Source organism: Plantactinospora sp. B6F1 (assembly GCF_040120695.1).
Lineage (GTDB): Bacteria > Actinomycetota > Actinomycetes > Mycobacteriales > Micromonosporaceae > Plantactinospora.
In genome coordinates, this window is record NZ_JBEEAC010000014.1 from 174,735 (window position 1) to 186,864 (window position 12,130).

The 12,130-nt window shown below is 72.1% G+C and carries 12 protein-coding genes and 1 pseudogene; 4 read left to right on the top strand and 9 right to left on the bottom strand.

Annotated features, from left to right (window positions below; translation table 11 throughout):
• The first annotated feature begins 31 nt into the window (after positions 1–31).
• Positions 32–859: an inositol monophosphatase family protein gene (locus ABNF97_RS19560; protein ID WP_349339349.1), complete on the top strand. Its 828-nt coding sequence runs from the start codon at positions 32–34 to the stop codon at positions 857–859.
• Positions 860–890: 31 nt separating this feature from the next.
• Here the strand turns inward: ABNF97_RS19560 and ABNF97_RS19565 are convergent, their stop codons facing one another.
• Complete coding sequence (locus ABNF97_RS19565) at positions 891–1,562, bottom strand: class I SAM-dependent methyltransferase (RefSeq protein WP_349339350.1); 672 nt, start codon at positions 1,560–1,562, stop codon at positions 891–893.
• Positions 1,563–1,722: 160 nt separating this feature from the next.
• Here ABNF97_RS19565 and rnhA point away from each other — a divergent pair, with 160 nt between their 5' ends.
• The gene (rnhA, locus tag ABNF97_RS19570; RefSeq protein ID WP_130463110.1) at positions 1,723–2,196 is read left to right on the top strand and encodes a ribonuclease HI; all 474 of its coding nucleotides are present in this window, start codon (positions 1,723–1,725) and stop codon (positions 2,194–2,196) included.
• A 38-nt stretch (positions 2,197–2,234) separates the two neighbouring features.
• On the opposite strand, the gene ABNF97_RS34245 is transcribed toward rnhA, so the two are convergent.
• Together ABNF97_RS34245 and ABNF97_RS19575 are read right to left on the bottom strand one after the other, a co-directional pair.
• The gene (locus ABNF97_RS34245; RefSeq protein WP_486484952.1) at positions 2,235–2,570 is read right to left on the bottom strand and encodes a cellulose binding domain-containing protein; all 336 of its coding nucleotides are present in this window, start codon (positions 2,568–2,570) and stop codon (positions 2,235–2,237) included.
• A 78-nt stretch (positions 2,571–2,648) separates the two neighbouring features.
• Positions 2,649–3,731, bottom strand: a pseudogene (locus tag ABNF97_RS19575) (PQQ-dependent sugar dehydrogenase); the annotation flags it as partial.
• Between the two features lie 602 nt (positions 3,732–4,333).
• Between ABNF97_RS19575 and ABNF97_RS19580 the strand changes: the two are divergent.
• Together ABNF97_RS19580 and ABNF97_RS19585 are read left to right on the top strand one after the other, a co-directional pair.
• Positions 4,334–6,880: a beta-xylosidase/alpha-l-arabinosidase gene (locus ABNF97_RS19580; protein ID WP_349339351.1), complete on the top strand. Its 2,547-nt coding sequence runs from the start codon at positions 4,334–4,336 to the stop codon at positions 6,878–6,880.
• 97 nt (positions 6,881–6,977) lie between these two features.
• Positions 6,978–7,727: a DUF72 domain-containing protein gene (locus ABNF97_RS19585; RefSeq protein ID WP_349339352.1), complete on the top strand. Its 750-nt coding sequence runs from the start codon at positions 6,978–6,980 to the stop codon at positions 7,725–7,727.
• Positions 7,728–7,793: 66 nt separating this feature from the next.
• Here ABNF97_RS19585 and ABNF97_RS19590 read toward each other — a convergent pair whose 3' ends face one another.
• The 6 genes from ABNF97_RS19590 to ABNF97_RS19615 all read right to left on the bottom strand — a co-directional run bounded on the left by ABNF97_RS19590 (position 7,794) and on the right by ABNF97_RS19615 (position 11,983).
• A complete protein-coding gene (locus ABNF97_RS19590) occupies positions 7,794–8,474 on the bottom strand; it encodes an OmpA family protein (protein ID WP_349339353.1) in 681 nt (226 codons plus the stop codon).
• Positions 8,458–9,090, bottom strand: coding sequence for a hypothetical protein (locus ABNF97_RS19595; RefSeq protein ID WP_349339354.1), 633 nt, complete (start codon positions 9,088–9,090; stop codon positions 8,458–8,460). Before ABNF97_RS19595 ends, ABNF97_RS19590 begins: the two co-directional genes overlap by 17 nt.
• A 203-nt stretch (positions 9,091–9,293) precedes the next feature.
• A complete protein-coding gene (locus tag ABNF97_RS19600; protein ID WP_130463115.1) occupies positions 9,294–9,722 on the bottom strand; it encodes a DUF2267 domain-containing protein in 429 nt (142 codons plus the stop codon).
• Positions 9,723–9,825: 103 nt separating this feature from the next.
• On the bottom strand, positions 9,826–10,695 hold the full coding sequence (locus ABNF97_RS19605) for a DUF72 domain-containing protein (protein WP_130463116.1): 870 nt from the start codon (positions 10,693–10,695) through the stop codon (positions 9,826–9,828).
• A 79-nt stretch (positions 10,696–10,774) separates the two neighbouring features.
• Positions 10,775–11,173 carry a TraR/DksA C4-type zinc finger protein gene (locus ABNF97_RS19610; RefSeq protein ID WP_130463117.1) on the bottom strand — a complete coding sequence of 133 codons (399 nt, stop codon included), beginning with the start codon at positions 11,171–11,173 and terminating at the stop codon, positions 10,775–10,777.
• 171 nt (positions 11,174–11,344) lie between these two features.
• Positions 11,345–11,983: a nucleoside/nucleotide kinase family protein gene (locus ABNF97_RS19615; RefSeq protein ID WP_130463118.1), complete on the bottom strand. Its 639-nt coding sequence runs from the start codon at positions 11,981–11,983 to the stop codon at positions 11,345–11,347.
• Positions 11,984–12,130 lie beyond the last annotated feature (147 nt).

The following is a 12,130-nucleotide window of genomic DNA, read 5'->3' on the forward strand; positions in this document are numbered from 1 at the left end:
CCCGGACGGCGGCCTCGACGAGGATGGGCCCGTGGAAGACGATCTTCTCCTTGCCCGCCGGGCCGCGCTGACCGGCGCCGCCGTCGCCTCCCGGTACTTCGCCGACCTCGGCCGGCTCGCCCGGGAGCAGAAGCCGGACGGGAGCGTGGTGACCGAGGCCGACCGGACCGTCGAGGCCACCATCCGGGAGGTACTGGCCGGTGCGCGGCCCGACGACGCGATCCTGGGTGAGGAGGTCGGGCAGACCGGCCGGGCCGCTCGGCGCTGGATCATCGACCCGATCGACGGTACGGCCCAGTTCGTCGCCGGTGACGACCGCTGGCAGGTACTCGTCGCACTGGAGGAGGCCGGTCAGATCGTCGTCGGGGTCGCCGCCCTGCCGGCACAGCGGACGATCTGGTGGGCCCGGCGGGGCGGCGGCGCCTACCAGGCGGAGATCACCGGGGCCGGGGTGAGCGGGGAACGGGCGCTCCGCACCACCGGATCCGGTACGGACGCCCCGCTGCCCGGCAGCCGGCTCGGGGTGGTTCCGCCGGACGACCAGGTGCGCCCGGCCGAACTCCGGACGATCGCCGCGCTGCTGGCGGTCACCACGCCGACCTCGTGGCGTACCCATGCCGCACTGCTGGTGGCCCGGGGCGAGTTGGACCTCGCGGTGCAGACCCGGGGGCAGCTCTGGGACTTCGCCGCCACCTCGCTGATCGTGACCGAGGCCGGCGGCCGGTACAGCGGACTCGACGGACGGCCCGGGCTCGCCGCCGGACCGTCGCTGTTCGCCCGCACCCCGGCGCTGCACGACGCCGCGCTGCGCCAGCTCGGCGTCGCCGGCCACCCGGAGTCGGCGACCGGCCTGACCTGACTGTGCGGCTGGTCGGGTCGGCCCGGACGGCTCAGCTCGACCGGCGGGCCCGGACGGCGAAGACGATCGGGGTGGGTGTGCCGCCCTCGGCGAAGCGCTCGAAGGTCAGCCCGGCGTCCAGGAACATGTGCAGCAGTTCGGGCAGTGGATTGTGTGTCGCGCCGACCTTGTCCCGGATCCCCCGGTCGGTCCAGGACTCCCTCGTCCAGGCGCTGTCCCGGTAGCCGGGGCGGATCAGCACCGCGTTGGGGTCGGTGCGGTCGGCGAACCCGCCGCAGAAACACGGGTGGACGCCGACGTGTACGAAGGTCCCGCCGGGAGCCAGCACCCGGGCCGTCTCCCGGAGCACCGCCGGATATCCGGGCATGTCGGTGTGCACCATCACCGCGACGACCGCCGAGAGCGCACCGTCCCGGACCGGCAGCCGGGTGGCGTCGGCCCGGACGACCGGCAGCCGGCCGTGGGCGTACCGGAGCATGCCGGCCGAGAGATCCACCCCGAGCGGTGTCCGGCCCACGGCGCGGACCGCGTCGGCGTACGCGCCGGTGCCGCAGCCGACCTCCAGGCAGGGGCCGTCGCCGGGACCGAGCAGCAGACGCAGGGTACGCCCGATCCCCAGCTCGTCGTCGGCTACGGCACGCTGGGGCAGGAACTCCGCCTCGTACCAGTCGGCGATCTCGTCGTATCCCGGGCCACCTCGCATCGGTTCCCTCCCCGGTCGGCCGCACCATGCGCTGGTTCAATTTCCGCACCGGGCGGGGTATCTGGCCAGTCGTGTTCGCTCAGAGCGCAGGTCGATCCGGACGGCCGGGCGACGTCGGTCGGCGCCCTGTTCGGCTGACCCGGCAGGGTATGTTGCCCGGGTGACAGAGCAGGTGCTGATCTACACCGACGGAGCGTGCAGCGGAAATCCCGGTCCCGGCGGCTGGGGCGCCGTGCTGCGGTACGGCACGGTGGAGAAGGAACTCCACGGCGGTGAGTCGGTGGCCACCACGAACAACCGGATGGAACTGATGGCGGCGATCCGGGCGTTGGAGAGCCTGACCCGCCCGGTGACGGTGCAGATCTACGTCGACAGCACCTACGTCCGGGACGGCATCACCAAGTGGCTGCCGAACTGGAAGCGCAACGGCTGGCAGACCGCCGCGAAGCAGCCGGTCAAGAACGCCGACCTGTGGCAGCGGCTGGAGGCCGCCGCCGGCCGGCACCAGGTGCGGTGGCACTGGGTCAAGGGGCACGCCGGGCATCCGGAGAACGAGCGGGCGGACCAGCTCGCCGTCCGGGGCATGCGGGAGGCCATCGGCGGGCCGGCCCGCTCGTCGACGGTAACGGCCTGACTGCGGCATCGATCCGGCACGGCGGGTGGGTCGGTGGCTCAGGGGCTGGTGCAGGTGAGGTCGCTCGGCGCGGAGTTGGTCCCGGTCCACGAGCCCTGGAAGCCGAACGTGGCCGAGCCGTTGGCGCCGAGCGTGCCGTTCCAGCTCACGTTCCGGACCGTGATCGACGATCCGCTCGCGGTCAGCGTGCCGTTCCAGAGCTGACTGATCGTCTGCCCGTTGGTGAAGGTCCAGCGCACGGTCCAACCGTTCAGTGTGCTGGTGCCGTTGTTGCGGACCGTCACCTCACCCTGGAAGCCGCCCTGCCACTGGTTGACCTGGCGGTAGGTCGCGGTGCAGGCACCGCTGCCCGGCGGGGTGCTGGTCGGCGGCACCGTCGGCGGGACGCTCGGTGTCGGCGAGGAGGTGGGCGGCCGGGTGGTCGCGGTCGGTGTCGGGGTCGCGCCGACCGGCGGGAATCGCAGGATCCGGTCGTCGGTGGCGGCCGGCGTACCGCGTCCGTCCCGGTTGCTGGTGGCCACCCAGAGCGAGCCGTCCGGGGCGCGTTCGACGGTACGCAGCCGGCCGTACTGGCCGACGAGTTGGGCGGTCGGGCTGCCGGCCACCCCGCCGCTGCCGTTCAGCGGTACCTGCCAGAGTCGGGCTCCGCGCAGCGCGGCGACGAAGAGCATGTTGCCGTCGATGGCGGCACCGCTCGGCGACGCCTCGGCGGTCGTCCAGGTGACGATGGGGTTGCGGAACCGTGGGTCGTTGCCCTGGCCCTCCACCGTCGGCCAGCCGTAGTTGCCGCCGGGCACGATGTAGTTGACCTCGTCCCAGCTGTTCTGCCCGAACTCGCTGGCGTAGAGCCGACCCTGGGCGTCCCAGGCGAGGCCCTGCACGTTGCGGTGGCCGAGGCTGTAAACCAACGAGCCGGCGGTCGGGTTGTCCGACGGGACGCCGCCGTCCGGCCGCATCCGTAGGATCTTGCCGTTCAGGCTGGACGGGTTCTGCGAGTTGGCGGTCTGGCCCGCGTCGCCGACCCCAGCGTAGAGCATGCCGTCGGGGCCGAAGGCGATCCGGCCACCGTCGTGGAAGTTGGCCCGGGCCAGCCCGGTGAGGATCGGGGTCTGGGTCTGCGGCGCGTCGAGCCGGAACCGGACGATCCGGTTGTCGCTGGCAGAGGTGAAGTAGGCGTACACGTAACGGTCGCTGGCGTAGTTCGGCGAGACCGCCAGGCCGAGCAGCCCGGCCTCGCCGCCGGGCGAGACGCCGGAGATGGTGGCGACCTGCTGCGGGCTCTGCCCCGGGCGGACCTGCACGACCCGGGCGGTGTCCCGCTCGGCGACCAGCGCGCTGCCGTCCGGCAGGAACGCCATGCCCCAGGGCGCCTGAAGGTTGCTGGCGACGGTCTGCGGTCGGCTGAAGTCGAACTCTCCGGCGGCCAGTACCCCGGCCCGGCCCGGCGTCGACGGCGGGCCGGCGACGGCGAACCCGGCACCGCCGATGACGACCGCGAGTGCCGCACCCGTGACGAGAAGTCGACTACTCCGCATGCCGCGCCTCCAGTCCCCCTGCCGCACCTCCAGGCGAACCGATCTCCGCCCGGGCACGGCCACTCAGCTAAATAGAGACGTTCGTCAATGTACCACGGGTACGGTCCAGATCAGCTCCCGCGAGGGCGGGCGAGCCGGTCCCCGCCCGGCCGGCCCGCCCGCGTCCTCGGCGGCGCTCTTCCGCCGTCATCCCCCCGGATGCGATCCGAGATGATCATCACTCTCACCACGCCCCGCGAGTGGGATAGCGTTCCGTTGTTCCCGAGTCGTCGCGTGAGTCGCCATCTCCGCACACCGTTGTCCCGGACCCGACGCCCGGGACGGCTGGACGTCCCCGCGCCGGACGAACCGAATGATCCGCAAACTTTCGGTCCTCGCCCGATAAATTCGGCGTGATGCGGCGCACGCTACGACGCTGTGAACGAACGGTCAAGGATTGCACTCGTCGGGGAACTTGTGAGCTACTTTCGGCCTGAGTACCCTCTCGACGCGGGCCAGAATTTCCGGAAACATGTCGGAAGTACGTCTGCGCCCGCGTCCAACCTCACTTCGACGTGCGGCGGCTTAGGAAGAGGCCAGCAACAAGCGACAGGAGGCTGCCCGTGAGCAGCAACCGCAACGCCGCCGACACCAGTCGGACAACCACCGACGTCGAGCGGCTTGAGGTCACGGGGGTGCACGATGGGCATCCGCACGACGGACAGCTCACCGCTACCGCGACCGTCCCGGCGGACGACGCAGCGCACGGCGACAGCACCGCTCCCGACGCCCTGCCCCGCTGGCAGGACCCACGACTACCCGTCGACCAGCGGGTCGAGGACCTGGTCGCCCGGCTCTCGCTCGAGGAGAAGATAGCGCAGCTGTACGGCGTCTGGGTGGGCGGCGACTCCACCGGTGAGGACCTGGCGCCGCACCAGCACGAGATGACCGGCGACGCCCCGGACTGGCGCAGCCTGATCGGCGCCGGCCTGGGCCAGATCACCCGGGCGTTCGGCACCGCGCCCGTCGACCCCGCCCTCGGCGCCCGGGCACTGGCCCGGATGCAGGAGGAGATCGTCGCCGCGAACCGGTTCGGCATCCCGGCCATCGCGCACGAGGAGTGCCTCACCGGCATCATGACCTGGAAGGCGACCGTCTACCCCACCCCGCTGGCCTGGGGCGCGACCTTCGACCCGGACCTGGTCGAGCGGATGGCCGAGCAGATCGGCTCGGCGATGCGGACGCTCGGCGTACACCAGGGGTTGGCGCCGGTGCTCGACGTGATCCGGGACCTGCGCTGGGGGCGCTGCGAGGAGTCGATCGGCGAGGACCCGTACCTGGTCGCCACCATCGCCACCGCGTACGTCCGGGGCCTGGAGTCGACCGGCGTGGTCGCCACCCTGAAGCACCTCGTCGGATACTCGGCGTCCCGGGGCGGCCGCAACCACGGGCCGGTCAGTGCCGGCCCCCGGGAACTGGCCGACGTCTTCCTCCCGCCGTTCGAGATGGCCCTGCGCGACGGCGGTGCCAGATCCGTGATGCACGCCTACAACGAGATCGACGGCGTTCCGCCGGCCGCCGACCCCGAACTGCTCACCCGGCTGCTCCGGGACGACTGGGACTTCACCGGCACGGTCGTCTCCGACTACTTCGGGATCAGCTTCCTGCAACGGCTGCACAACGTCGCGGCCGACCTGACCGAGGCGGCGGCGCTGGCGCTGGCGGCCGGGGTGGACGTCGAACTACCGGCGGCACACTGCTACGGCGACCCGCTCCTCGACGCGATCCGCGCCGGCACCGTGCCGGAGTCCCTGGTCGACACGGCGGTCACCCGGGTGCTCCGGCAGAAGTGCGAGCTCGGCCTGCTCGACGCCAACTGGTCGGCACTGCCGCCGGTACTCGCCGGCACCGCCGGGCGGAGCAACGGTGGCGGGCCGGACCTCGTCGAGGGTTCCGTCGATCTCGACCCGCCGGCCAACCGCGTGCTGGCCCGGACGATCGCCGAGGAGTCGGTGGTGCTGCTGGCGAACTCCGGGGCGCTGCCGCTCCGCCCGGAGAGCCGGATCGCCATGGTCGGGCCACTGGCCGACGACGTCGCCGGAATGCTCGGCTGCTACACCTTCCCGGGCCACGTCGGCAGCCAGCATCCGGAGCTGCCGGAGGGGGTCGAGATCCCGACCCTGCTGGCCTCGCTCCGGTCCGAGCTGCCGGAAACCCCGATCAAGTACGCGCCCGGCTGCACCGTCGACGGCTCGGCCGACCTCGACGCCGAGGCGATCAGCGCCGCCGCGGCGGCGGCCGGCGAAGCGGACGTCTGCGTGGCCGTGCTCGGCGACCGGGCCGGACTCTTCGGCCGGGGCACCTCCGGCGAGGGCTGCGACAGCGACGACCTGCGGCTGCCCGGTGCCCAGGCGGAACTGCTGGCGGCACTGTTGGAGACCGGAACCCCGGTGGTGCTGGTGCTGCTCGCCGGCCGCCCGTACGCGCTCGGCGACTCGGTCGACCGGCTCGCCGCGGTGGTGCAGGCGTTCTTCCCCGGCGAGGAGGGCGGACCGGCGGTGGCCCGGGTACTCAGCGGAGTGACCTGCCCGTCCGGCCGGCTGCCGGTGAGCGTTCCACGTAACCCCGGCGGCCAGCCCAGCACCTACCTCTCCCCGACGCTGGGTCAGAAGACCGAGATCAGCAGTGTCGACCCCACCCCGCTCTTCCCGTTCGGCCACGGCCTGTCGTACACCGGGTTCACCTGGCCGGAGGTCCGGGTGGAGGGTGCGGCGCCGGACCCGCAGCAACCGGTGGAGGTGCCCACCGACGGCGCCGTCACCGTCGCGGTCTCGGTCCGCAACGACGGCGACCGGCACGGCACCGAGGTGGTGCAGCTCTACCTGCACGACCCGGTCGCCCAGGTCAACCGCCCGGTGATCCGACTGGTCGGCTACGCCCGGGTGCCACTGGAGCCGGGCCAGACCCGGCGGGTCGACTTCCGGGTGCACGCCGACCTCTCCTCGTTCACCGGCCGGCGCGGTCACCGGGTGGTCGAGCCCGGCGACCTCGAGTTGCGGCTCTCCGCCTCCAGCGCCGACCACCGGTACACGGTCCCGCTCCGGCTGACCGGACCGGAACGGCGGGTCGACCACCGCCGGCAGCTCGTCGCCGAGGTAACGCTGCACTGACAGCCGCCCGGCGCCCCGATGGTCGGCGGTTGGGGCGCCGGGCCCACCCGGGTCGGCTGGCCGGTGACGACGGCCGAGTGCCGGCATACTGGCCGAGGTGATCCTCGTCGGCACCTCCGGGTGGCAGTACCGCGACTGGCGGGACCGGTTCTATCCGGCCGGCCTGCCCCAGCGACGCTGGCTCGAACACTACGCCGGACGGTTCGGCACGGTGGAGGTGAACAACGCCTTCTACCGGCTGCCCGACCGGGACGTCTTCGCCGCCTGGCGGGCTCGAACGCCGGACGACTTCTGCGTCGCGGTGAAGATGAGTCGCTACCTCACCCACATCAAGCGGCTGCGGGAACCGGCCGAACCCGTCGCCCGGTTCCTGGACCGGGCCACCGCACTCGGTGACCGGCTCGGCCCGGTGCTGCTACAACTGCCGCCGAACCTGCCGGCCGACGTCGACGCGCTGGCCGAGGTACTGTCCCGGTTTCCACCGGACGTACGGGTCACCGTGGAGCCCCGGCACCCGTCCTGGTGGTCCGGGCAGACCCGGCGGGTACTGGAGCGGTACGGCGCCGCGCTCTGCTGGGCCGACCGGGCTGGTCGGCCGGTGACGCCGCTGTGGCGTACCGCCGACTTCGGATACCTCCGGCTGCACGAGGGCCGTGCCCAGCCCCGGCCCCGGTACGGCCGGGCCGCGTTGCGCTCCTGGCTGGACCGGATCGGCGCGGTTTTCCCCGGCGACGAGCCGGTCTTCGTCTTCTTCAACAACGACCCGGGCGGCGCCGCGATCGTCGACGCCGGTGCCCTGGCCGCGCTCGCCCGCCGGCACGCCTTCCTGGTCGGCCGTGCGCCATAGCATCCGCGACCGACCGCCGACACCATCGGCTGTACCGGCCGGCGGGCACCCACCCGGCCCTCGGCGCTACTTGTCGAAGCGGATCTCGACACGGCGGTTCTTCGCCCGCCCGGCCGGATCGTCCTTCCCTTCCGGCGTACTGTTCGGCACCACCGGCTTCCGCTCACCGTGTCCGGTGACCCGGAAGGTCACCGGAGTGTCGACCAGCAGCGCGGCCAGCGCGTCACGGACGGCCTCGGCCCGTCGCCGCGACAACCGCTGGTTCGCCGCCGGGCTGCCGATCGAGTCGGTGTGTCCGTCGACGAGCACAGTTCCCCTGGCCTGGCTGCGGATTCGTCCGGCTGCCTGTGCCAGCCGCTGGCTCGCCGCCGGGGTGAGCTCGGCCTTGCCGAACGCGAAAAGCACGTCGGCACCGATGGTGACCTCGACCCGGTCGGCGGACTCCGCCTCGGTGCTGTCCCCGTCGACATCGCCGGAGACGAGAAAGACGTCCACCATCGGGGCCTGCACGTCGACCACCGGAGTCTCGACCTCTCCACCCGGCGCCCGGTAGGTCGGTCCACCCACCGCCGTCGGTTCCGGCGTGAGCGTCGGGCCGGGCGCCGCCCGGACCTGCGAGGGGACGAGCAGCAACAGGCCGACAAGCGTCAGGACCATTCCGCGGTACGGCAGGCTGCCGGACCGGTACGGCGGGCCGACCCAGCGGTACGGCGGGCCGACCCACGGCGGGCTAACCGAGCGGGACATTCTCGAACACCGGAACTCGCGGAATGACGACGTCCACGCTCGGCACGTCCTCGGGTGGCGCCGCGAACGTGGCGAAGAGGTCGACCGCCTGCCCGGGTTCGACGAAGACCCCGCCCAGATCGGCGGAGGCGAGGTACTGCTGGTTCGCGTTGCGCGCCACCAGGTACTGCTTGCGGTTCTTCCGGTCGAGCAGGTAGACGCCGGAGAAGGCGCTCCCGCTGCCGAGCCGAGGAGCGTCACCCTGGAACGTCGAGCTGATCTGCCAGTCCTGTTTCGGGTTCGCAGAGAGGTTCGTCAGACGCACCCGGACGACCAGGAAACCCTCGTCCCGGCGGAGCCCGTACAGTTCGACCCTCACCGGAACGATCTCGCCCGCCCCGTTGCCGTCGAACTGGACCTCCCGGGTGGCGACGACCGATCCCGGCTCCGCCGGCCGTCCTTCCGCCGCACCGGCGCCGTCCCGCCGCGCCGCCGCCCTGCCCTCGCCGTCCTGCGGTCCTGCCGCCGAACCGGTCGCGCGGGCCCGGTCCGGCTCGGCGCCAGCGGTGCAGCCGGCGGTGAGTGGCACCGCCGCCAGCGTCACCGCGAGCACGGACGTGGTCAATCGGAGTCGCAAAGCTGGGTCCTTCCGGTCGTGTCCCGACCCCCTCCATCGGCGGTTGTCAAGCGCGGTGGTCGGAGCACGGAGGTGACGTGTCGGTTCCGCCCGACACTATGAACCTCCGACCGGGGAGGTATCCCGATTTCGTGCCACTGTTGATCTCGGCTGATCCCCGGCTCCGACGGGAACGACCGGGCAGGACCCAGACCCGGCGGCCACTACGGCATGATCTTGACCAGGTCCTTCGGCATGCTCGACTTGACGTCGTCCCACTCACCCTCGGTGACGTGCCGGCGCAGCGCGTTCAGCACCGTGTTCACCACGGTTGCCGGGCCGCCCTCGACGTCGAACGGGAAGCCGGCCCGCACCTCGTAGAGGAACTCCTCCCGATTCAGCTTGATCGGGACAACGCTCGGGTCCCAGCCGTCGAAGTAGACCCCGCGCACCAGCACCGGCAACTGGGCCGCGAAGTGCACGCTCTCCTGCACCGGCAACCGGTCCCGGAGCAGGTGCAGTACGGTCCGCAGCGCGGCGTACGACTGGTTGCGGCGTTCCTTCGGCCACCCGTACGCCTGCTCGATGTCCTTGAGGATGAGGTTGGTCTTGTCTATCGACGAATCGAAGACCGAGTACGAATTGTTCGGCACGACTGATCCCCCGTCCCGTCTCGGTTACTGTCCACCCCGCCATGCTCACCGGAGAGCGGGTGAGCCCCGCTCGCCCGCAGGGGGTGATCCCGGTCGGCCAGGACTAGCCAGACAGGAGGTCCCGCAGCTTCGCGGCGTTCGTCTGCGCGTAGTCGCGGTAGCAGTTGTTGAACAACACGTGCGTCTCGGCGGTTTCGTCGGCGAGTTCGCGCAGCTTGGGCGCCCAGTCCGCCAGCTCCCGATCGGAGTAGTGATAGCCGAACTTCTGGTAGATGTCCCTGCTGGTCCACTTGTCGCTGTGCCCGTGGAACCGGACCACGGCCAGGTCGGCGGTGGCGGCCAGCACCGGCGGCACCGACGAGCGGTGGCCCTGCGGCATGTCCACCGAGACGTACGCCAGCTCGTGCTTGCGGAGGAACTCCAGCGTCTCGTCCCGGTTGCCGTCGGCGAACCAGGAGGCGTGCCGGAACTCGAAGACCGGCCGGAGCGGGCCGCAGCGCCGCCGCACCTCCAGCAGGTACTGCTTGTTGTCCCGCCGAATGGTGAACCACGGCGGGAACTGGAACAGCAGCGCACCGAGTTTGCCCGCCTCGGCCAGCGGCTCCAGCGCGGACAGGAACCGGCTCCACACCTCCTCGTACGCCTGCGCCGGCAGGTCGCCCGGGTAGACGTTCCGCTTCTCCGTGGCCGGCCGCAGGTCCTTGTAGAGCGCGGAGACTCGGGTCGGGTGTCCGGTGAGCAGGCTGAACGCCTTCACGTTGAAGGTGAACCCGGCCGGGGTACGCCCCACCCACAGCTCGGCGGTCCGCTCCGCGGGCGGCGAGTAGTAGGTGGCGTCGACCTCGACCAGCGGAAACCGCTCGGCGTAGAAGCCCAGCCGCCGTTGCGGAGTGTCCGCGCCCGCCGGATACCAGCCCGACTCCAGCAGGGTCCGATCGGTCCACGACGCCGTGCCGACCTTGATCTCACCCATGAGCACAGTTCACCCGCCCCGGCCGGGACGGGCAACCCGGGCGCGGTCCACCTCCGTCGTCGACTCGCGTCCGCTCCGCTCAGGCGGCCCGGCGTTCCCGGGACTGCTTGCAGGCGACGCAGGTGGTCGCGGAGGGGAAGATCTCCAGCCGCTCCACCGGGATCGAGTCGCCGCAGCCCTCGCACCAGCCGTACGTCCCCTCGGCAAGCCGGGTGAGCGCGTGCTCGAACTGGGCCCGGCGGTCGAGGATGGTCCGCAGCAGCGACTGCGCGGTGTCCCGCTCGGCCGTCTTCGTGCCGCTGTCCGCCTGGTCGTCGCCGGCCGTGTCGCCGACCTCCACCAGCCGCAGTACCTGGCTCTGCGCCAACGCCTCGTCGTACTCGACGGTCAGCTCGTCGTAGCGGGCCTGCAGGGCAAGACGGATCTGGTCACTGTCGGCTGCCGAGCGGCGAGTACCGATTGCCTCGTTGACGAGCATTCGCTGCCTGCCTTTCCGTCGAAGGTACGCATCCGCGACCCTGGACGGGATCGTCCGGGTCGCTCCGTCATGAGCAGCGCGATTACCCCACCGCCGTCGCCGGCAAACCGCCGACTTCCCCGACCCGCCGTGACCTGCGCGTTCGTCCCCCCGGACCGTCCTCGGGACCGGTCAGCCGACGCTCCCCGGCTCGACCAGCGCGGGGTGCCGGGGATCGTCCAGCCGGACCACCACGTCGGCGAAGGTCGACGGTCCCACCTCGTCGTCGTACCGGGCGAACGCCGGCAGGGTCCAGCGCTGCGCCGTCGGCGTACGCCGGGCCAGCGCACCGGGCGAGAGCACCAGATGGACCGCGAGGTCGAACGGGAGACCACCGCCGAGCAGCAGCGGCCCGCTCACCAGCACCACCCCGCCGGACGGCAGCGTCAGGTACTCCGCCCGGGTGGCCCGGTCGGTCTCGGCGTTCCAGAGCGTCGGCAGGATCCGCCCGGAACCGGCCGGGCCCGCAGGATCGAGTACCTCCCGACGCAGCCCCGCCTCGTCGAGCCAGCCGAGGTAGTAGGCGTCCGGGTTGGTCCGGCCCTGCTCGTACCGGAGCGACGCCGGCCGGAGGAAGTCCGCCGCGTCGACGCGTACCGCCGGGCGGCCCCGGACCCGCAGCGGGTCGACCAGCGCATCGGCGAGCCGGCCCGGCTCGGCGGCCGGCGGCCCGTCGACCGCCACTCGCAGCCGGTCACCGGGACGCTCGCCGGCCAGCCGGTCGGCCAGCTCCTGCACCAGCAGCTCCGGGGTGATCGGGCGGACCTTCATTCGACCATCCTGCCCCGATCCGGACCGGCGTCGCGGTGAGCCGCATGAACGCCTCCTCCAGGGACGCACGCTGCACCGCCACCTCGTGCACGGTCAGCCGGTTGGCCGCGACCAGCTCCCCGATTCGGGCGGCCTCACTGTCGTACG